Source organism: Tateyamaria sp. Alg231-49, assembly GCF_900143535.1.
Classification (GTDB): Bacteria; Pseudomonadota; Alphaproteobacteria; order Rhodobacterales; family Rhodobacteraceae; genus Tateyamaria.
The window spans coordinates 168,751-187,923 of the sequence record NZ_FRFA01000008.1 but is presented as its reverse complement, the minus strand read 5'-3'; the positions used below and the strand labels follow the sequence as shown (position 1 = coordinate 187,923).

Annotated in this window: 17 protein-coding genes and 1 tRNA gene; 12 read left to right on the top strand and 6 right to left on the bottom strand. The window is 55.6% G+C overall.

Going from position 1 to position 19,173, the window contains the following annotated elements; all coding sequences use genetic code 11:
- Positions 1 to 33: 33 nt before the first annotated feature.
- Positions 34 to 945 carry a LysR family transcriptional regulator gene (locus DHN60_RS14360; RefSeq protein ID WP_108838008.1) on the bottom strand — a complete coding sequence of 304 codons (912 nt, stop codon included), beginning with the start codon at positions 943 to 945 and terminating at the stop codon, positions 34 to 36.
- A 178-nt stretch (positions 946 to 1,123) separates the two neighbouring features.
- A complete protein-coding gene (locus tag DHN60_RS14355) occupies positions 1,124 to 1,996 on the bottom strand; it encodes a MurR/RpiR family transcriptional regulator (RefSeq protein ID WP_108838007.1) in 873 nt (290 codons plus the stop codon).
- Positions 1,997 to 2,110: 114 nt separating this feature from the next.
- Between DHN60_RS14355 and DHN60_RS14350 the strand changes: the two genes are divergently transcribed.
- The 7 genes from DHN60_RS14350 to DHN60_RS14320 are packed head-to-tail and all read left to right on the top strand — an operon-like array spanning position 2,111 to position 9,766.
- The gene (locus tag DHN60_RS14350) at positions 2,111 to 2,863 is read left to right on the top strand and encodes an N-formylglutamate amidohydrolase (protein ID WP_108838006.1); all 753 of its coding nucleotides are present in this window, start codon (positions 2,111 to 2,113) and stop codon (positions 2,861 to 2,863) included.
- Entirely contained in the window at positions 2,851 to 3,420 is a 570-nt protein-coding gene (locus DHN60_RS14345; protein WP_108838005.1) for a TRAP transporter small permease subunit, read from the top strand. Before DHN60_RS14350 ends, DHN60_RS14345 begins: the two co-directional genes overlap by 13 nt.
- Positions 3,420 to 4,745: a TRAP transporter large permease subunit gene (locus DHN60_RS14340; RefSeq protein WP_108838004.1), complete on the top strand. Its 1,326-nt coding sequence runs from the start codon at positions 3,420 to 3,422 to the stop codon at positions 4,743 to 4,745. Before DHN60_RS14345 ends, DHN60_RS14340 begins: the two co-directional genes overlap by 1 nt.
- Before the next feature lie 47 nt (positions 4,746 to 4,792).
- Positions 4,793 to 5,827, top strand: a complete 1,035-nt coding sequence (locus tag DHN60_RS14335) for a TRAP transporter substrate-binding protein (RefSeq protein ID WP_108838003.1) — start codon at positions 4,793 to 4,795, stop codon at positions 5,825 to 5,827.
- Between the two features lie 55 nt (positions 5,828 to 5,882).
- Entirely contained in the window at positions 5,883 to 7,247 is a 1,365-nt protein-coding gene (locus DHN60_RS14330) for a glutamine synthetase family protein (RefSeq protein ID WP_108838002.1), read from the top strand.
- 1 nt (position 7,248) lies between these two features.
- Positions 7,249 to 8,616 carry an aldehyde dehydrogenase family protein gene (locus DHN60_RS14325; RefSeq protein ID WP_108838001.1) on the top strand — a complete coding sequence of 456 codons (1,368 nt, stop codon included), beginning with the start codon at positions 7,249 to 7,251 and terminating at the stop codon, positions 8,614 to 8,616.
- Positions 8,617 to 8,620: 4 nt separating this feature from the next.
- The gene (locus DHN60_RS14320; protein WP_108838000.1) at positions 8,621 to 9,766 is read left to right on the top strand and encodes an iron-containing alcohol dehydrogenase; all 1,146 of its coding nucleotides are present in this window, start codon (positions 8,621 to 8,623) and stop codon (positions 9,764 to 9,766) included.
- Between the two features lie 331 nt (positions 9,767 to 10,097).
- On the opposite strand, the gene DHN60_RS14315 is transcribed toward DHN60_RS14320, so the two are convergent.
- Positions 10,098 to 10,174: transfer RNA gene (locus DHN60_RS14315), tRNA-Arg, on the bottom strand.
- Positions 10,175 to 10,238: 64 nt separating this feature from the next.
- Positions 10,239 to 10,808 carry a DUF882 domain-containing protein gene (locus tag DHN60_RS14310; RefSeq protein ID WP_108837999.1) on the bottom strand — a complete coding sequence of 190 codons (570 nt, stop codon included), beginning with the start codon at positions 10,806 to 10,808 and terminating at the stop codon, positions 10,239 to 10,241.
- A 343-nt stretch (positions 10,809 to 11,151) separates the two neighbouring features.
- On the opposite strand from DHN60_RS14310, the gene DHN60_RS14305 reads away from it, so the two are divergent.
- The 4 genes from DHN60_RS14305 to DHN60_RS14290 are packed head-to-tail and all read left to right on the top strand — an operon-like array spanning position 11,152 to position 15,362.
- Positions 11,152 to 12,732, top strand: a complete 1,581-nt coding sequence (locus tag DHN60_RS14305; RefSeq protein WP_234423647.1) for a murein L,D-transpeptidase — start codon at positions 11,152 to 11,154, stop codon at positions 12,730 to 12,732.
- Positions 12,733 to 12,769: 37 nt separating this feature from the next.
- Positions 12,770 to 13,861 (top strand): UDP-3-O-(3-hydroxymyristoyl)glucosamine N-acyltransferase, encoded by a 1,092-nt coding sequence (gene lpxD, locus DHN60_RS14300; RefSeq protein ID WP_108837998.1) that lies wholly within the window; start codon positions 12,770 to 12,772, stop codon positions 13,859 to 13,861.
- Between the two features lie 32 nt (positions 13,862 to 13,893).
- Entirely contained in the window at positions 13,894 to 14,154 is a 261-nt protein-coding gene (locus tag DHN60_RS14295) for an acyl carrier protein (RefSeq protein WP_108837997.1), read from the top strand.
- Positions 14,154 to 15,362 carry a beta-ketoacyl synthase gene (locus tag DHN60_RS14290; RefSeq protein ID WP_108837996.1) on the top strand — a complete coding sequence of 403 codons (1,209 nt, stop codon included), beginning with the start codon at positions 14,154 to 14,156 and terminating at the stop codon, positions 15,360 to 15,362. The genes DHN60_RS14295 and DHN60_RS14290 overlap by 1 nt, the downstream gene beginning before the upstream one ends.
- A gap of 96 nt (positions 15,363 to 15,458) precedes the next feature.
- Here the strand turns inward: DHN60_RS14290 and DHN60_RS14285 are convergent, their stop codons facing one another.
- A complete protein-coding gene (locus DHN60_RS14285) occupies positions 15,459 to 16,073 on the bottom strand; it encodes an invasion associated locus B family protein (protein WP_234423644.1) in 615 nt (204 codons plus the stop codon).
- A 419-nt stretch (positions 16,074 to 16,492) separates the two neighbouring features.
- On the opposite strand from DHN60_RS14285, the gene DHN60_RS14280 reads away from it, so the two are divergent.
- Complete coding sequence (locus DHN60_RS14280; RefSeq protein WP_108837995.1) at positions 16,493 to 18,037, top strand: helicase HerA-like domain-containing protein; 1,545 nt, start codon at positions 16,493 to 16,495, stop codon at positions 18,035 to 18,037.
- A gap of 470 nt (positions 18,038 to 18,507) precedes the next feature.
- Here DHN60_RS14280 and DHN60_RS14275 read toward each other — a convergent pair whose 3' ends face one another.
- Entirely contained in the window at positions 18,508 to 19,071 is a 564-nt protein-coding gene (locus DHN60_RS14275; RefSeq protein ID WP_108837994.1) for a hypothetical protein, read from the bottom strand.
- Positions 19,072 to 19,173 lie beyond the last annotated feature (102 nt).

Here is a 19,173-nt window from a genome sequence, read left to right as displayed (position 1 = left end):
CATCAGGGCATTTAGAATTCGTGACCTTGGCGGTTACGCGCTTCCAGCGTTCATTCCAATTAACTTGGACCAGAATTGATCAAGCGCCGGGGTGCTTTCTTGCTTTTTGCGGACCGCGCAAATGTTCCACTGAATGACAGGGGTGACCGCAATTTCACGAGCGGTCTTGGATGCAAGGATCTCGGTAAAGGTCTCTGGCATCCCGCCCACGATGAAGTCTGACCCGTCCAGAAGCCCTGTCAGAAAGCCATAGTCATCGCACTCGATGTGCGGCAGTGCGTTTACTTTTTCCGCCGCAAGGTCAGTCCCGCCAAGGGCTGTGATGAGTGTTGCCTTCCAATGTTTGTGAAGATGTGGGGACGCGAGCGGGTACTCAAGCAAGCCGGCCAAGGATTGCGGTCCCTTGTTATGGATTTCGTGTGATGCATGCGCGAGGAAGATGATAGGTTGTTTGTCCATCAAAACGATCTCAACATTGTCAGCCATGGGCGTATACGTGAGATCGCCGACAAATATATCAAATTGATCGCTTTGAAGAAGATCCAGGGGACGTTGATAAGCGCTGACCAGCACCTCAAAACGCATATCTGGCATCTCCTCACGCATTTGCAAAATCACGGGTATGATCAACGTTCGACTTGTCAGCGGACCACATCCTATCCGCAAAACGCGACGCCCAGTGGCGCGCATTTCAGAGACGCGCCTTGCGTAACTGTCCAGATCAGCCTTGAGGCTTTGTGCGACCGGCAGGAATTTCTCTCCCTCGCGTGTGAGTTTGCTGTTGTTTCGTGTGCGGTTGAACAATGTGAGCTCAACCTCGGCTTCCAACTGCGCGATGTATCGTGACAGCGACGCGTTGGAGACACCGATTGCACGTGCTGCTTCTTTGAAACTGCCTGTTCGGGCAAGCGCAAGGAATGCTGTTAGAGAGTTTTCGTTTGTCATCTCGATCCCAAAGGTACGTTTTCTGAAGGGTAGGTTTCAGATTGTGCAACTTATGTCCACGCGTTTTGCGATCTGGAAGCAGGCCCGATTATCCGCGATGATTTTGGTATGTGTGGGGTGACCTCAGACGACTTCGATCAGACAGGCTCAACAGGGTGTGCGCGTTCGAGAAACGTCCTTATGTGAACTTCCGAAAGAGTTTTGTTTGGTCGAACATGTCTTCCAGACCCTCAATCCGCTCTTTGGTTTCGCTCCAATTCAACGTCTGAACTGCGGAGATTATCGTTTCCAGCAATAACATGATCGTTGCCATGGAGTCCCAAGCCGAGGGCGCCCCAATCCGGTTGCTAAAGCAAATATCTGACATCTGATGGATCGGCGAACGCCACTGATCCGTGATCAAAATCAACTTTGCGCCCCGAGACTTGGCGATTTCGGCGAGTTTCAGCGTGTTGTTTTCATAGCGACGTACATCGAAAATCACAAAAACGTCGCCTTCTTTGGCGTTCAGCAAATAGTGAGGCCATGTGTTTGATGTCGATGGCACATGTGTCAGATTTGGTCTGACGACTTGCATGTGCAGGAAGAAGTATTCCGCAAGAGTGTGCGTGATCCGGCCGCCCACAATATAAATGTGCCGTTCTTTGTCAGCCATCAAATCGCAAGCACGATCAAACGTATCGGGGTCAATTTGACCCAAAGTGTGGCGGATGTTTTCGAGTACGGCTTCTGTGAACCGGTTCAGGATATGTCCTGAGGGGGCAGCTTCGGCCCAGCTGTCATGCTTGGCGATCGGGGTTTTAACTGTCGCTTTAAGCTCTTCACGCAGGCCTGCTTGAAACTCGGGATACCCTTTATATCCAAGTTTTTGCACCATGCGTGCGACAGTCGGCACCGATACACCCGCATCCTTGGCCAAGGCGCTTAGCGGCCCGAGGCCAGATGCCGGGTAGCCTTCCAAGACCGATAGGGCCAATTGACGTTCTGCGCGCGTCAGATCGTCCAGCATGTCTTGAATGAGGTCTGAGATCGTTCGTTCCGTACTTGCCATGCCTCACCTCAAATGTTCAAAAAATTATCAGCCATCTGCGGCTTGTGATAAAATTTTCACAATTCTGTTGACAGTTGCCGGTTTTGGCAAGCAGTTTGTGTCTGAAGGGGTGCCATGGACAATCAAGACGACACAGATGTTGTGACTGTTTCGCGCGCATCCGGCGCGTCACCTGTCCTGTTGGTTTGTGAACATGCCAGCAACCACATCCCGACAGAGCTGGACGATTTGGGACTGAACGAGGAGGCGAGGTACAGTCACATTGCTTGGGACCCAGGGGCACTTGGCGTGGCGCGCACGTTGTCGAAAGAGTTGGATGCAACGCTGGTAAGCTCAAACGTGTCGCGCCTTGTCTACGACTGTAACCGTCCACCAGAGGCAAAAGATGCGATGCCGGCGGAAAATGAGGCTTACATAATTCCTGGGAATGAGGGGCTGACACCCGCTGATCGAAAGTCCCGGACTGAGACCTATTACGATCCGTTCCGACGGACACTTGCAGCACAGATATCGTCAAAGGCGCAACCTGTCATCGTAACGATCCACAGCTTTACGCCCGTCTACAACGGCTCTGCCCGTGAGGTCGAAATCGGGATATTGCACGACGCTGATCCGCGGCTTGCAGATGCAATTCTTGCGCAGGCGGATCGCTACAACGTGCAGCGTAACGCTCCTTATGGGCCAGACGATGGCGTCACACATACGCTAAAGGTGCACGGAGTTGCCAATGGGCATCTGAATGTCATGATCGAAATCCGCAACAACCTTATCCAAACAGAAGATGACCAATCATCAATGGGCATGGTGCTTGCCGCGTGGCTTACAAAAGCTCTGAGCCAAATAGGAGTTGCCGCATGCAAGGCGTGATGCGCGGATATATTCGCAGCGTCGATGCTGTAAACTTTCGGCTTGGCCGCGTGATGATGTACGGCATCTTTGTGCTTATGGGCATTCTGCTTTGGTCTTCCATCAGCAAGACATTCTTTTTGCCAACGCTTTGGACGCTTGAAATGGCGCAATTTGTGATGGTCGGATACTATATTCTCGGCGGACCGTACTCCATTCAACTTGGCTCGAACGTGCGGATGGATCTGCTTTACGGCAACTGGAGTGTGCGACGGAAAGCCTGGTTTGATACCGTCACGATCTTACTGCTGATCTTCTATTTGTGCGTCCTGTTTTATGGGTCGGTCAGCTCGACGGCTTATTCGCTAGGGTACTGGAAAACGGAACCTTTCTCGTTCTTTGCCGGGCTCATCACCGGGAGCGAAGAGGTTGGCCGGTTGGAACGATCTTCTTCTGCGTGGCGCCCATATCTGTGGCCCGTCAAAGCAGTCATGATCCTCGGTTTCTTTTTGATGATCCTGCAGTGCGTTTCAGAGCTGTTCAAAGACATCATTCGTCTCAAAGGGGGCGAAGTCTGATGTCTTACGAAGTTATCGCTACTTTGATGTTTTCGACCATGATGTTGATGCTGCTGACTGGTCAGAGAGTATTCGGCGCGATTGGGTTCATTGCAGTTGTGGCAGCTTTGTTCCTGTGGGGTGACAAAGGCGGGTTTGACCTTGGGTTTGCTGCGGCCATGAAGTTGATGAAATGGTTCCCGCTGCTGACGCTGCCGATGTTCATTTTCATGGGCTACGTGTTGTCGGAATCGAAGATCGCCGATGATCTTTACCGCATGTTCCATGTGTGGATGGGAGGCCTGCGAGGCGGCTTGGCGATTGGGACAATCGGGCTCATGGTTCTGATTTCTGCGATGAATGGTTTGAGCGTTGCCGGCATGGCCATCGGCGCAACGATCGCGCTGCCTGAACTTTTGAAGCGTGGATATGACAAACGCATGGTGACTGGGGTCATTCAGGCCGGTTCGTCGCTAGGTATTCTTGTTCCACCTTCTGTCGTGCTGGTGCTCTATGCGATGATCGCGCGTCAGCCTGTTGGCCAACTTTGGTTGGCTGGGATTGTACCGGGTCTGATGATGGCCACGATGTTCATCGTCTACATTGCTGTGCGCTGCCGCTTGAACCCCGCACTTGGCCCGGTGCTGGACGATGCAGATCGCGATATGCCACGCGCTGAAAAGCTGCGGCTTTTGCGTGCCGGGCTTTTGCCGCTGGTGATCTTTGCAACCATGATGGTGCCATTTGTGAATGGATGGACTTCGTTGGTCGAAAGTTCTGCCATAGGCGCAATCACTGCGTTTCTCGCGGCTGTCGTCAAAGGGCGCATGACCCGCGAAGTGTTCGAAAACTCTGTCCGCAATACGCTGGGCATCACGTGCATGTTCATGTGGATTATCCTTGCCGCCTTGGCGTTCGGGGCCGTTTTTGACGGGCTTGGCGCGGTTAAGGCAATCGAAGGCCTGTTCACAGAAAAGCTGAATCTCAGCCCGTGGATGATCCTGATCTTGATGCAGCTTAGCTTTATCCTGATGGGGACATTTTTGGATGATACAGCTATGCTGGTGATTGTCGCGCCTCTCTATGTGCCGTTGGTGGGTGCACTTGGCTTCGATCTGATCTGGTACGGAATCCTTTACACGATCACGACCCAGATTGCCTACATGACGCCGCCATTCGGTTATAATTTGTTCCTGATGCGGGCCATGGCTCCGCCCGAAATTTCGCTGCGCGATATCTACAGTTCCATCACTCCATTCGTACTGGTCATGGTTTTTGCCCTGACGCTCGTGATGGTCTTCCCCGGTTTGGCGACTTGGTTGCCCGACTATGTTTACGGCAAATGAACTCATAAGCCGGGCCAACCGGCACTAAATCAACAAGGAGAACTTAAATGACTACGAGACGTAAGTTTATTAAAGGTGCTGCAGTCGCGGCCCCGGCAGCTGCATTGGGCGCCCCGGCGCTGGCACAAAGCACGATCAAGTGGCGGATGCAGACATACGCTGGCGCCGCTTTGGCCGCCGAAGTCATTGACCCTGCGATCAAGATGTTCAACGAGATTGCAGGCGACCGCATGCAGATTGAACTGTTCTATGCGGATCAACTGGTGCCCACAGGAGAATTGTTCCAAGCGATGCAGCGCGGAACGATTGATGCGGTGCAATCCGATGACGACTCAATGGCGTCGCCGACTGAAGTGACCGTTTTCGGCGGGTATTTTCCGTTCGGGTCGCGCTATTCTCTCGACGTACCGGTGTTGTTCAACCGTTATGGCCTGAATGAAATCTGGGCCGAAGAATACGCCGCTGTTGGTGTAAAACACGTCAGCGCTGGCGCTTGGGACCCTTGCCACTTTGCGACCAAGGATCCAATCCGCAGCCTTGAGGACTTGAAGGGCAAGCGGATCTTTACGTTCCCGACGGCTGGTCGCTTCCTTAGCCAATTTGGTGTGGTTCCTGTGAACTTGCCATGGGAAGATATCGAAGTTGCGGTACAAACCGGCGAGCTTGACGGCATCGCATGGTCGGGCATCACAGAAGACTACACTGTGGGCTGGGCAGACGTGACGAACTACTTCCTGACCAACAACATTTCGGGCGCTTGGATCGGTCACTTCTTTGCCAATATGGACCGCTGGAACGAACTGCCAGAAGATCTGAAAACTCTGTTCCAGGTGTGCTGCGAGCAATCGCACTACTATCGCCAGCACTGGTATTGGGGTGGTGAAGCCGACCTGCGTGTGAATGGCCCGAAAATGGAGCTGACCACGATCCCTGATGAGGAATGGGCGCAAGTCGAAGACGCGGCGCAAGTCTTCTGGGAAGAAATCGCATCCGAAAGCGACACCAAGCGCAAAGTCGTTGAAATCTTCAAGAAGTACAACGCAGACATGGTCAAAGCTGGCCGCCCGTATCGCTACGGTTAAACAACAAGTGGGGACGGCGACGCGTCGTCCCCGCGTTCTGAAGTGAGAGAGTACCATGCAAGGCAAACTGAGTTTTGACGACCTGAGGTCCCGCGCCGGCGACGGCACAATTGATACCGTTCTGGTCTGTTTCCCCGATATGCAGGGTCGCCTTATGGGCAAGCGGTTTCACGCGGTGAACTTCGTCGAAACTTCGTTTAAGGAAACCCATTGCTGCAACTATCTGCTTGCAACGGATTTAGAGATGGCTACCCCGGATGGATATGCCGCAAGCAGCTGGGAAAAAGGCTATGGCGATTACATCATGGCGCCAGACCTGAATACGATCCGGGTGTTGCCTTGGCTGGAAGGCACAGCAATGGTTCTGTGCGATATTCTGGATCATCACACACATAAACCTGTCCCGCACTCTCCTCGCCAAGTGCTCAAAGCGCAAATAGCCCGCCTGAAAGAGCTTGGGTTTGATGCGATGATGGCGACCGAGCTTGAGTTTTTCCTGTTCGAACACTCCTTTGACGATATCCGAAAAGGCGGCTTTCGGGATCTAGTCCCGATCAGCGGATACAACGAAGACTATGCGATTTTGCAGACCACCAAAGAAGAAGGTGTGATGCGTCCTATCCGCAATCACCTTTTCAATGCGGGTCTGCCGATTGAGAACTCAAAAGGCGAAGCAGAGACCGGTCAGGAAGAGTTAAACATCCGCTACAGCGCAGCACTTGATTGCGCAGACCACCACACGATCGCCAAAAACGGCATCAAGGAAATCGCGTGGCAGCAGGGCCATGCCGCGACTTTCCTACCCAAATGGCACCATGACAAAGTCGGCAGTTCCAGCCACGTGCATCAGTCTTTGTGGCAAGATGGAAAGCCGATGTTTTATGACGAGAACGCTGACCTTGGCATGTCAAAGCTGATGCAACATTACATGGCCGGGTTGATTGCCTATGCGCCAGATTACACGTTTTTTCTGGCTCCCTATATCAACAGCTACAAGCGCTTCGCCAAAGGTACCTTTGCCCCGACAAAAACGGTTTGGTCCGTAGACAACCGCACAGCCGGTTTCCGTCTGTGTGGGGACGGGACCAAAGGCGTGCGCGTTGAATGTCGCATTGGCGGGTCGGATTTGAACCCGTACCTGGCGCAAGCCGCCATGCTGGCAGCTGGCATCAAGGGGATCGAAGACAAAATGTCACTGGCATCACCAACCAAAGGCGATGTTTACGAAGATTCCAAAGCTGCTGACATCCCACAGACATTGCGCGCGGCGACGGAAACGTTGCGCAATTCCAAATTCTTGCGCGAAGCGATGGGGGACGCTGTGATTGACCACTACACCCGTTGCGCTGAATGGGAACAAGAAGAGTATGACCGCGTCGTGACCGATTGGGAAATCGCGCGTGGTTTTGAAAGGGCCTGACATGATCCGCTGTATTTCACCCATCGACGGCAGCGTTTTTGCCGAACGCGAAACACTGTCTTATGAGGCGGCCCAAGCTGCAACCGAACGCGCCCGCGCCGCACAATCCGACTGGGCAGCGCGGCCGCTAGACGACCGCATTGCGCTGGTGCGTGCTGCGGTCGCGATTATCGGCGATATGAATGACCGCATCGTCCCGGATCTGGCGCGCCAGATGGGGCGACCAGTGCGTTACGGCGGCGAGTTCGGTGGCTTTGAGGAGCGTGCCAGCTATATGGCCGACATCGCAACCGAGGCTTTGGCAGACATCACAATAGAAGACAGCGATGCGTTCCGCCGTGTGATCAAACGTGTGCCACATGGCGTTGTTCTGGTCGTCGCACCTTGGAACTACCCGTATATGACTGCGATCAATACAGTTGCGCCCGCCCTGATTGCGGGCAACACAGTCATGCTGAAACATGCGAGCCAAACGCCGCTCGTTGGTGAACACTTGGCCGAGGCGTTTCATGCCGCAGGCGTACCCAAAGACGTGTTTCAGAATGTATTCCTCGATCATGAAACGACCGCTGGCCTTATCGCCGCCAAATCGTTTGGTTTTGTGAATTTCACAGGTTCGGTTGGAGGCGGTCAGGCGATCGAACGCGCAGCTGCAGGCACGTTCACGGGGCTCGGGCTTGAACTGGGCGGGAAAGATCCGGGCTATGTTAGCGATGACGCAGACGTCGATGCTGCGGCCGAAACTTTGATCGACGGTGCGATGTTCAACTCTGGTCAATGCTGTTGCGGGATCGAGCGCATTTATGTGGCCGAACGCCACTTTGATGCATTCGTTGAAAAGGCGATCAAAATCGTCAACGGCTACACACTCGGTGATCCTCTGAATGCTGAGACCACGATTGGACCGATGGCACATAAACGCTTTGCCGATGAGGTGCGCGCACAAATTGCTGAGGCCATAGCAGCCGGTGCAACCGCCCACATCGAAACTTTTGCTCAGGACGACGGCGGCGCGTACCTAACGCCGCAAATTCTCACGAACGTGAGCCACGATATGCGCGTGATGCGCGACGAAAGCTTTGGGCCTGTTGTCGGTATCATGCCTGTGAAGGATGACGCACAGGCGATTGAGCTGATGAATGACAGCCAGTTCGGCTTGACCGCATCAGTGTGGACAAAAGACGTCGCGCGGGCCGAAAACATCGCAGATCAGATTCAAACGGGAACTGTCTTTATGAACCGTGCCGATTATCTTGATCCTGCGCTTTGCTGGACTGGGTGCAAGGACACCGGGCGTGGCGGGGGGCTGTCTGTCATCGGCTATCACAACCTGACGCGTCCAAAATCCTATCATCTCAAAAAGGGGTAAACCCATGTCTCTTACTGCAAATTGGTCTTACCCAACTGCTGTCCGTTTTGGGGCAGGGCGCATCTCGGAAATCGGTGATGCTTGCGCGGCCGCCGGAATCAAAAACCCTTTGTTGATCACCGATCGCGGCTTGGCTGAAATGGAGATTACCGCAAAAACGTTGGACCTGCTCGAAGCCGCCGGGTTGGGCCGTGCAATATTTGCCGACGTTGATCCGAACCCAAACGAAAAGAACGCCGCTGCTGGCGTTCAGGCGTTCAAAGATGGCGGACACGACGGGGTGGTCGCCTTTGGCGGTGGTTCTGGGTTGGACCTTGGAAAGCTAGTTGCGTTTCTGGCCGGACAGACACGACCGTTGTGGGATTTTGAAGATGTTGGCGATTATTGGACCCGCGCTGATGCGAGTGCCATCGCGCCCATTGTGGCGGTGCCAACAACAGCTGGAACAGGGTCCGAAGTAGGCCGCGCGTCTGTCATCACCAACTCGGAAACAGAAGAAAAAAAGATCATCTTTCACCCCAAGTTCCTGCCGGCAGTGGTAATTTGTGACCCGGAACTGACCGTTGGTATGCCGAAGTTCATCACAGCAGGGACCGGACTGGACGCCTTTGCGCATTGTGTCGAGGCATTCTGTTCGCCGCACTATCATCCGATGTCGCAAGGCATGGCATTGGAAGGCATGCGGCTTGTGAAAGAATACCTGCCGCGTGCCTATGACGATGGGAGTGACCTTGAGGCACGTGCGCACATGATGTCAGCCGCCGCAATGGGGGCCACTGCCTTTCAAAAGGGTCTGGGCGCGATTCATGCGTTATCTCACCCAATTGGTGCGATCTATCACACCCATCACGGCACAACGAATGCAGTCTGTATGCCTGCCGTTTTGCAGTTCAACAAACCGGCCATCACGGGTGTTCTGACGGATGCTGCAAACTACTTGGGGATCGCTGGCGGTTTTGACGGGTTCTGCGCTTATGTTGATGCGCTGAACACTCGGCTTGGCGTGCCAAAAAATCTCACAGACCTTGGCGTCACTAATCCGGATATCGAACGCATTGTGGCGGGCGCTCTGTCTGATCCGAGCACAGGCGGAAATCCGGTTGAGATGAACACGGAAAATACGACTGCACTGCTGAAGTCGCTGATCTAAACAGGTTGGCGACTTCGGTTCGGTCTTTCGCGAGAAAGTCGGACTTTTGATTTTGTTGAAGCTGGTCGTCTCGACACTAAGACTCAAAAGCGAATGCCCCAAAATCCGCGCGAGCAGTCTTTGCAACAGCAAGAAGCGGGTTTTCAGCATGGGTCTGTTCCATAAACAGTACTGCTGCTTGGACGTGAGGTTTATGTCTTCTTCGCACCGACTGACAGAGAATGAAGCCACAGATGGTTGATCAATCACCGCCTGTGTAAATCAGAGTGAACCAAAATTGAATCATCGCCCAATCGGAACCACTGCGACATCTGCTAAGTGTTGGATTTAATGGTGGACCCTACAGGATTCGAACCTGTGGCCTCTGCCTTCGGAGGGCAGCGCTCTATCCAGCTGAGCTAAGGATCCATTAAAGGTCGTATAGCCAGCGGCCACTTGTACCGCAATTGCTAAAAGACGTCCGTTAAGGAGTTCAGCCGCCCCAAGTGCGGACCACGCCGCAATCCATATGCACGAAGTTCGAGCCGGAGTATTTCCCGACGCCGCCGCCGCGGCAGGCGGCAGCCGCGCGCGCCATTTGGCTGACCGAGCGCGTGGACAGGCGCAGGTCTGCGGCCTGGCCTTTCATGTGTAGGGAGTTTTTGGCCACGCCCCGACTGCGCGAACGCAACATCGCGTTGGTCTGTGGGCTACGGTAGCCTGACAGCAGCATATAAGGTTCGTTGACGTCGAGCAGGTTGTGTGCAGCGGCCATGATGTCGACATTGCGCAAGTCCATCGAAATGGTTTGGCCCGTACGCCAGTCACGCATGAAGTGGTTCACTTCCTTCACCGCGTCTTTGATGTAATCGCCCTCGATCCAGTAGATCATGTCGATCCGTTCACCGGTGCGGCCCGAATACATACGCAGACGCCGGATGTCGCCCGATCCGCGCAAAAAGCCTGCGGCCTTGGAGAAAGTGGGTGCTGCTGTGATGGTGGTCGCCGCAAATGCACCAAGGAGTGCCCGGCGGGATATGCCCGTAGAGTCAGATTTTGCCATTTTACTGCGCCGTCCCGTACGCCTGCCGCCCATGATGTTACACGGACGTTGTGTCATCTATCCCCAGATGCGCCCTGTTTATTGCATAGCTTGATTCGTTTACCAAGCTCTGAATCTGTCGAAAGTTTGTTCGCAAGGCATATTGGCGGGATTCTGCGCGATTTATGTGCATTTTGTTCGGCAGGGCTCTGATCGATGCATCGACGCATCAGGCGTGGCCGGAATGGCGCATCAACATCAATGTGAATGGACACCTTCCGGGCAGATTGGGGATACTGTTTCGCAACTGGAAATTGTTATTTCTTAGAGGTGTGTGATGTTTTTCGTTGTTTCCCGTCATTGGATGATTGTGCTGGCATTGGCCTTGGGCACGATGTTTTCGTCTTTTCCCCAGAATGCCACTGCGCAGGTCACCGCGTTTAAACAGGCGGTGGCCGAGGCGGCGGCACGGGATGCCGACATCTCCGCGTTTTACAAGGCAAACGGGTATGAAAGCCTTTGGACTGGCCGGTCGGGGCGCGAGCGCCAGCGCCGCACAGCTCTGTTTGCCGCGCTCTCAAAAGCAGGCAATCACGGTTTGCCAACCGCGCGTTATGATGCGGGTGGGCTTCAAGCCAAGATGAAGGCTGTTAAGACCGAGCGTGACCGCGGCTTGGTCGAGGTTGAGTTAAGCCGCACCTTTCTGCAGTACGCCCGCGATTTGCAGACAGGGGTTCTGGTTCCGTCCCGCGTGAACAAATCCATCGTGCGTGCCGTGCCATATCGTGATCGTACGTCCTACCTCGTGAACTTTTCCAAATCCTCGCCCAATGGTTTTTTCAAGGCGTTGGCCCCGAAAACGACCGAATACAACGCCCTGATGAAGGAAAAGCTGCGCATGGAGCGTTTGCTGGCTCAGGGTGGGTGGGGCGCGAAAGTGCCAGCCAAAACGCTGAAACCCGGCCAGTCCGGAGCATCAGTTGTGGCATTGCGCAATCGCCTGATCGCAATGGGGTTCCTTAAACGGACCAACACGCAGGCCTACGATACGTCTGTGCAGGCGGCTGTTCAGCAGTTCCAACTGGCCCATGGGTTGGCGGCTGACGGTGTCGTTGGCGCTGGCACAATGAAAGAGTTGAACACCGGTGTGCAGGAACGCCTACAATCCATCATCGTTGCAATGGAGCGCGAGCGTTGGGTCAATCAGGAACGCGGCAAACGCCATGTCCTCGTCAACATTCCCGACTTCACAGCCAAGATTGTCGACAATGGCAAGGTGACATTCTCTACCCGTTCAGTCGTGGGCGCGAACAAGCAAGACCGGCCCACAGTTGAGTTTTCCGATGTCATGGAATTCATGGTCGTAAACCCAAGCTGGTATGTGCCTCGCTCGATTGTAGTGGGCGAGTATCTGCCCGCACTTCAACGTGATCCCAATGCCGTGCGTCATATCGAGATCACGGACAGCCGCGGGCGCGCAGTGAACCGCAGATCAGCAGACTTTTCCCAGTATACGGCTCGGACGTTTCCCTACGCGATGCGTCAGCCTCCCAGCAAAGGCAATGCGCTGGGTCTGGTCAAGTTCATGTTCCCCAACCCATACAACATCTACCTGCATGACACGCCGGCCAAGAACCTCTTTGCCCGTGAAGCGCGCGCCTACAGCCACGGCTGTGTACGTTTGGCCGATCCGTTCGACTTTGCCTATGCGCTCTTGGCCAAGCAGGAATCGAACCCGGAATCCTATTTCCAGTCTGTCCTTGCCACAGGTCGTGAAACCCGCGTTGATCTGAAAAACCCCGTGCCCGTGCACATCATCTACCGCACTGCATTTACCACGCCTAAGAGGCGCACACAGTACCGCCGCGACGTCTATGGCCGGGATGCGCAAATCTGGCGCGCTCTGTCCAAGGCAGGGGTGGCCCTGCGCGCCGTTCAGGGATAAGTCTTCCCCCGACAGCTTTTGCGGCCGGGGGACCCTAATGCGCTACACCGTTGCAGAGATTGCCGACGCGATCGGAGCGGAGGCTGTTGGCGACACATCCATTGTGATTTCTGCACTGGCAGAGCCCGGCTCGGCAGGTCCAGACGATCTTGCTATGGCAAGCACGGCAAAATACGCTGAAAGCTTGGCGAACGGGTCGGCGCAGGCTGCGATGCTCTGGGCAGAGGCCGACTGGCAGGCCCTGGGCCTGAAGGCTGCAATCCTGCCGCAACGTCCACGCTATGCGATGTCTCACCTTACCACGATGATGGACCTGGGGCAGGGGTTTGATGCAGGCATCCATCCCAGCGCGATCATTGATCCAACAGCCCGGATTGGTGCGGATGTGTCCATCGGTGCGGGGGCTGTCATCGGAGCAGACGCCACGATTGGCGCGGGGTCTGTGATCGGGCCACTCTGCTTTATCGGCTGGAAAGCGTCTCTTGGTGAGCGCGCGTTCCTGCGCGAACATGTAAGCATCGGCGCGCGGGTGGACATTGGCGCCCGATTTGTTGCGCACCCCGGCGTGCGCATCGGTGGCGATGGGTTTTCTTTTGTCACGCCGGAAAAAAGCGGTGTTGAGACCGCACGAGAAAGCCTTGGAGAACAGGGGGAAGCGCAGGGCCAAGCGTGGGCGCGCATCGCAAGCCTTGGCGGTGTTCTGATCGGTGACGATGTTGAAGTGGGCGCGAACACCACCATCGATAACGGCACTATCCGGGCTACGCGCATCGGGGACCGCACCAAGATCGACAGCCTTGTCCAGATCGGGCACAACGCAGTGCTAGGCAATGACGTGCTGGTCTGCGCACAAGCCGGCGTGGCCGGATCGGCCACTATCGGCAATTTCGTCGTGCTTGGCGGGCAGTCGGGTATTGCGGACAATCTGTCCATCGGGGACCGCGTCGTGGTTGGCGGGGCCAGCGTTATCCTCTCTTCCGTTTCTGCGGGCAAGGTCATGCTGGGGTATCCGGCGACCGAGATGAAAACCCAGATCAACAGCTATAAGGCGTTGCGCCGCCTGCCGCGCTATGTCGCTGACATTGCCGCCCTCAAGAAAGCGGTTTTCAAGTCAGGTTCCAGTGACTAAATCAACGGCGTAAATCGCGAAGAGGACGGGCCATGAGTGTTCAGGACAAGGTTATTGAAATCATCGCTGAACAGGCTGTTCTGGAACCGGGCGACGTCGCACTGGACAGTACGCTTGAAGACCTGGGCATCGACTCTCTTGGCCTTGTGGAAAGCATTTTCGCAATCGAGGAAGAGTTCGACTTATCGGTGCCTTTCAATGCCAACGATCCATCTGAATCCGATTTTGACATCACCAACGTGCAGTCCATCATCAAAGGCATTGAAAAGCTGATTTCGGACCAAAAAGGCTGATGTACCGCGTCGTTATCACCGGGGCGGGCAGCGTGAATGCGCTTGGTCATGATGTGCCCAACACGCTTGAGGCGATGCGCGAAGGGCGCTGCGGAATTGGCGCGCTCGATTTTCAGGATGTCGAACGTCTGTCGATCCAGATCGGTGGGCAGGTGCGCGGCTTTGAGGCTGAAGGACGTTATAACCGTCAGCAGATGAGCCTTTATGACCGCTTCACCCAGTTCACCCTCGCAGCCGCAAAAGAAGCGATTGAGCAATCCGGGCTAACATTCTCGGGCGACGAAGCTGCCAAGTCGGGCGTCGTTCTGGGCACTGCCGGGGGGGGTGTCAGCACGTGGGACGCGAACTATCGCTCGGTCTATGAAGAGGGCAAGAACCGGGTTCATCCCTTTGTTGTGCCCAAGCTGATGAACAACGCGGCTGCCAGCCACGTGAGCATGGAACACAACCTCAAGGGACCGTCCTTTACTGTCTCTACGGCCTGTGCTTCGTCCAACCATGCCATGGCGCAAGCCTTTCAAATGGTGCGGACCGGCATGGCCCCGGCGATGATCACCGGCGGGTCTGAAAGCATGCTGTGCTTTGGTGGAGTAAAGGCGTGGGAAGGTTTGCGCGTGATGTCTAAGGACGCGTGCCGTCCGTTTTCGGCGAACCGCAACGGCATGGTGCAGGGCGAGGGGGCCGGTATATTTGTGTTCGAAGAATACGAGCACGCGCGCAAACGCGGCGCTGACATACTCTGCGAAGTGGTTGGCTTTGCCATGTCCTCGGATGCAAGTGACATTGTGATGCCCTCCAAGAATGGCGCGGCGCGGGCCATGGCGGGCGCTTTGGCAGATGCAAAAGTGAACCGGGATCAGGTCGGCTACATCAACGCGCACGGCACTGGCACTGCGGCGAATGACAAGACGGAATGTGCCGCTGTTGCAGATGTTTTTGGGCCCCACGCCGACAAGCTGATGATTTCCTCCACCAAGTCCATGCATGGGCATCTGATCGGCGGTACGGGTGCTGTTGAATTGTTGGCCTGCATCATGGCGCTGCGTGATGGCATCATCGCCCCGACCATCGGATACGAAGAACCGGATCCGGAATGCGCTTTGGACGTTGTGCCGAACGATGCGCGCGAGGCCAAAGTCGATGTGGTTTTGTCCAACGCCTTTGCCTTTGGGGGCATGAACGCAGTTCTCGCACTGGCGCGGGTCTAAGGCATCTCAACCAAAACCTAGTCTCCAGTTGTGAAACAAAAAAAGACCGCGCTGAAACTGCGCGGTCTTTCGGTCTTGCAGGCCTTTGGGGCCCGCTTAGTTTTCTAGAACGGTGGTCTTATCGAAACTTGCGGTAAAGCCGCTGAGCGACATCGTCACCGCGACTTTCTGGTCAGGCGCCAAGGCTGGAACGATTGTTACAGTGGCCTTGCCACCAGCGCGAAAGGCGGCGATTTCCTCGGCCACAAGGCCGACGCGCGAATAGCACCCAATCGAATTACAAAACGAATAGGGATAGCGACGCGCAGCGCCATCGTCGACCTGCATTGTCAGCTGTTGGGGAAGTGACGTCTCGAGCGGCACGACGATTGTCGCGCCTGCTACTGCGCGTCCACCTTCGGGCAAACGGAAGATCGAAACTTCGGCGACGGGCGTGCCTTCGCTGTCCGACATCAGCTGATACATCTGGCAGGGCTCTTCAGTACCTTCTTCTGTCTTAATGCAGCGCAGGTCCCAATCACCGTTTTTTTCTGCCGTATAGGTCTCGCCCACCTGTGGTTGGCTCGCATCTTCGCCAAGGCTCAGCTGGTCTTCGATGCTTTGGGATGGCGTTTCTGCTTGGGTTGTTTCGGTGTCCGTGGTTTGCGCCAACAGGGCGGCGGGCAGGACAAGGCCCGTGGTCAATGCAATCAAAAAGGTGCGCATGTTCATTCCGGTTCAGTTGCGTATCAATGGGGGTGCTAACACGCCCGAAGGGCGCTGTCAGGGGCAAAGCGCAAAGTTTTCATCACAGCCAGTTCAACCGGCCGGGCCCCTGCGCCCAAACACAAAAAAGGAGGCCGTAAAGCCTCCTTTTCCGATCGTTTTTTGTAACTCCCCGTCGGACTGGCCGACTTATTGCGCGAACGTTACGAAAGCGTCACGCGCTGGTCAACAGCCTTTATGAATCGTTTTTGTGTCTAGTGCGTGCGGCGACCCAAAAAAGGCCGCGCACAAGGCGCGGCCAGTCTGACAGGGAGGAAGTGTTCCGCACCAGGAGGACATTAGGCGGGAACAAAAACACTATGGCACCCAAGTATTAACTTTGTATGGTCCCTCCGAAGAGGCCCATGGACAAAAGGTTAACGAGGATGAGCAAAGACATTTTTATCGGCGGGGGCGGTGCCGACTATGCCGAACCACAAGGACTGTCCCTTGGGTATGCCAATCGACATGGGCTGGTGGCAGGAGCGACGGGCACCGGCAAAACAGTTACCTTGCAGATCCTGGCCGAAGGTTTCTCAAATGCAGGCGTCCCGGTGTTCCTGTCGGACGTCAAAGGCGATCTATCAGGCCTCGCCAAATCCGGCACTGCGGATCACAAGTTGCACGAACCGTTCATGAGCCGTGCCGAAAAGATAGGGTTCAAGGACTTTACCTATCACGCGTGCCCAGTGACGTTCTGGGATTTGTTCGGCGATCAGGGCCACCCCGTGCGCACGACCGTGTCCGAGATGGGGCCGCTTCTGCTGGCGCGGCTGCTTGAATTGACCGAGGCGCAAGAGGGCATCCTGAACATCGCCTTCCGCCTCTCGGACGAAGAAGGGATGCCGCTGCTTGATCTTAAGGATTTGCAGGCATTGCTGGTTTGGATCGGTGAAAACAGCAAAACGTTGTCTTTGCGCTATGGCAATGTGTCCAGTGCGTCCATCGGTGCGATCCAACGGCGCCTCTTGGTTCTGGAAAATCAGGGCGGGGCAGGTCTGTTTGGCGAACCGGCACTGGAACTGGCGGATCTGATGCGCACCGATGCGAACGGAAAGGGGCGCATCAACATCCTCGCCTCGGACAAGCTGATGCAGGCGCCGGGCCTCTACGCGACGTTCCTGTTGTGGCTGCTGTCCGAACTCTTCGAAGAGCTGCCCGAAGTCGGAGACCCCGATAAACCCAAGCTGGTTTTCTTCTTTGATGAGGCGCATCTGCTGTTCGATGATGCCCCCAAAGCGCTCGTGGACAAGGTGGAGCAGGTGGCCCGCCTGATCCGCTCCAAGGGGGTGGGGGTGTATTTCATCACGCAAAACCCGTCGGACGTGCCCGAGGATATCCTTGGGCAGCTTGGCAACCGTATCCAGCATGCCCTGCGCGCCTTTACAGCTAAGGACCGCAAACAGTTGAAACTGGCGGCGGAAACCTATCGCGAGAACCCGCGCTTTTCCACCGAAGAGGCGATCCGCGAGGTTGGAGTGGGCGAGGCGGTGACGTCGATGCTGATGAAAAAGGGTATTCCGGGGGTCGTCGAGCGAACGTTGATCCGCCCGCCATCTTCGCAACTTGGGCCTCTCAGCGTGGCCGAGCGGGCAGAGGTCATGGTGGCCAGCGATATGGCCGGAAAGTATGATGAAACGCTGGATCGTACTTCAGCCTTCGAAATCCTCAAGGAACGCGCTGAAAAAGCTGCGGCTGAGGCCGCAAAATCTGAGGAAGAGGCCGAAGAGGCTGACACTCCCATGCTGCGCGAATTCAACGCTGCACGCAGGTATTCTGGCAAGGGCGTCACGCGGTCAACCTCGCGCCCTGCGCGGGTCAATCCGACATTTGGAGAGCAGATGACAAAGATGGTGGTCAAGGAACTGACGGGCACCACGGGTCGCCGCATGGTGCGCGGAATTTTGGGCGGGTTGTTCAAGGGGCGGTGAAACAGGAAAGGTTTGAATATCGGCCTTGAGCCCCTTGAGGACGTTCATGCAGAGAAAAGCGAGCTGCCGTTCATATCCCAAAGTGCCCAGTACGTCCTGCGTTCGCATTCCGTGATACGACCTGCATTTACAGCCCAAAAGGCAAGTGCATAGGCAAAGTCAGGGTCGAGTACGCGCCAAACAGTAGAGCGGCGTTAGTCGAACTATCCAACGACCAACAAAAGCGCTCAACCGCTGCCGATAAACATTCCCTTCCATGATGTCTCCCATTCCGCTCAGGTGGGAGAACGGAAGGTTCTTACATAAACGGAACATCTGTGCCCAATCTTCTCATACGCTGAATCTACAGGGCATTTGATTTCGTGCGGCTTTTGGACAGCAGATTTTTCTGCGCCTTTGTCACCTTGCCCGTGCGTTTCTCAGGCGTTGCTCATCGCCATCCGCCGGTGCTTGGGAAAGCTTGCGCCGCCTTAGTCTTCAACGCGCGTCCAGCAATGCGGGTACCCATAGCCCCATCGCCAAGGCAGACCGGTACACGGGCCGCCACCCAGCCGCACGGCTTGGAACATAGACTCGGAGATCGCACCGTAAGCAGCACGCACTTGCGCTGAATCCAAGCCGTACTCCTCGATCAGAACCTTGTCGCGAACGCTTTCAGTTCCTTGTACGCATTGACGCAGAGCCTCGTCCGCGGCAAGGCGCGCGTCATAGCTGGCGCCAGGTGTCGGGTCAGGTCCAGCATCGTGATAGGCCCGGTCATGGGTCACACAGCAGGTTTCCCAAGGTGGTACGCCACCATGCGCTTCGGAAAATGCAGGGTAACGTTCGGCCATGAAAGTCCAGAGGCTGGACATTCCCCCGGAGCATCCATCTGTCGTGAACGGGGTCGGACCATCGCTCTCCGCGCGTTGCTCAGCCAACCAACGATGCGCGGGCATTTCGACAGCGCGGGAGATCTGGTCGGACCAGTCTTCAGCCTTCGCCGCACCCGTGCCAATCAGAATTGCGAGGGTGATCAGGTCAAGGCGAGCCATTATGACAAGCCTTGGTGGAGCATGCCAAAGGCACTGTATACGGCGCAAAGAGCCAATAGGTTCATATCAGTCTCCTTCGTTCTGCATGAGTAACCTGGAAGC

Coding starts and splice junctions, on each gene's coding strand:
- DHN60_RS14360 (WP_108838008.1), bottom strand. CDS start 945: ATGACAAACGAAAACTCTCTAACAGCATTCCTTGCGCTTGCCCGAACA.
- DHN60_RS14355 (WP_108838007.1), bottom strand. CDS start 1,996: ATGGCAAGTACGGAACGAACGATCTCAGACCTCATTCAAGACATGCTG.
- DHN60_RS14350 (WP_108838006.1), top strand. CDS start 2,111: ATGGACAATCAAGACGACACAGATGTTGTGACTGTTTCGCGCGCATCC.
- DHN60_RS14345 (WP_108838005.1), top strand. CDS start 2,851: ATGCAAGGCGTGATGCGCGGATATATTCGCAGCGTCGATGCTGTAAAC.
- DHN60_RS14340 (WP_108838004.1), top strand. CDS start 3,420: ATGTCTTACGAAGTTATCGCTACTTTGATGTTTTCGACCATGATGTTG.
- DHN60_RS14335 (WP_108838003.1), top strand. CDS start 4,793: ATGACTACGAGACGTAAGTTTATTAAAGGTGCTGCAGTCGCGGCCCCG.
- DHN60_RS14330 (WP_108838002.1), top strand. CDS start 5,883: ATGCAAGGCAAACTGAGTTTTGACGACCTGAGGTCCCGCGCCGGCGAC.
- DHN60_RS14325 (WP_108838001.1), top strand. CDS start 7,249: ATGATCCGCTGTATTTCACCCATCGACGGCAGCGTTTTTGCCGAACGC.
- DHN60_RS14320 (WP_108838000.1), top strand. CDS start 8,621: ATGTCTCTTACTGCAAATTGGTCTTACCCAACTGCTGTCCGTTTTGGG.
- DHN60_RS14310 (WP_108837999.1), bottom strand. CDS start 10,808: ATGGCAAAATCTGACTCTACGGGCATATCCCGCCGGGCACTCCTTGGT.
- DHN60_RS14305 (WP_234423647.1), top strand. CDS start 11,152: ATGATTGTGCTGGCATTGGCCTTGGGCACGATGTTTTCGTCTTTTCCC.
- lpxD (WP_108837998.1), top strand. CDS start 12,770: ATGCGCTACACCGTTGCAGAGATTGCCGACGCGATCGGAGCGGAGGCT.
- DHN60_RS14295 (WP_108837997.1), top strand. CDS start 13,894: ATGAGTGTTCAGGACAAGGTTATTGAAATCATCGCTGAACAGGCTGTT.
- DHN60_RS14290 (WP_108837996.1), top strand. CDS start 14,154: ATGTACCGCGTCGTTATCACCGGGGCGGGCAGCGTGAATGCGCTTGGT.
- DHN60_RS14285 (WP_234423644.1), bottom strand. CDS start 16,073: ATGAACATGCGCACCTTTTTGATTGCATTGACCACGGGCCTTGTCCTG.
- DHN60_RS14280 (WP_108837995.1), top strand. CDS start 16,493: ATGAGCAAAGACATTTTTATCGGCGGGGGCGGTGCCGACTATGCCGAA.
- DHN60_RS14275 (WP_108837994.1), bottom strand. CDS start 19,071: ATGGCTCGCCTTGACCTGATCACCCTCGCAATTCTGATTGGCACGGGT.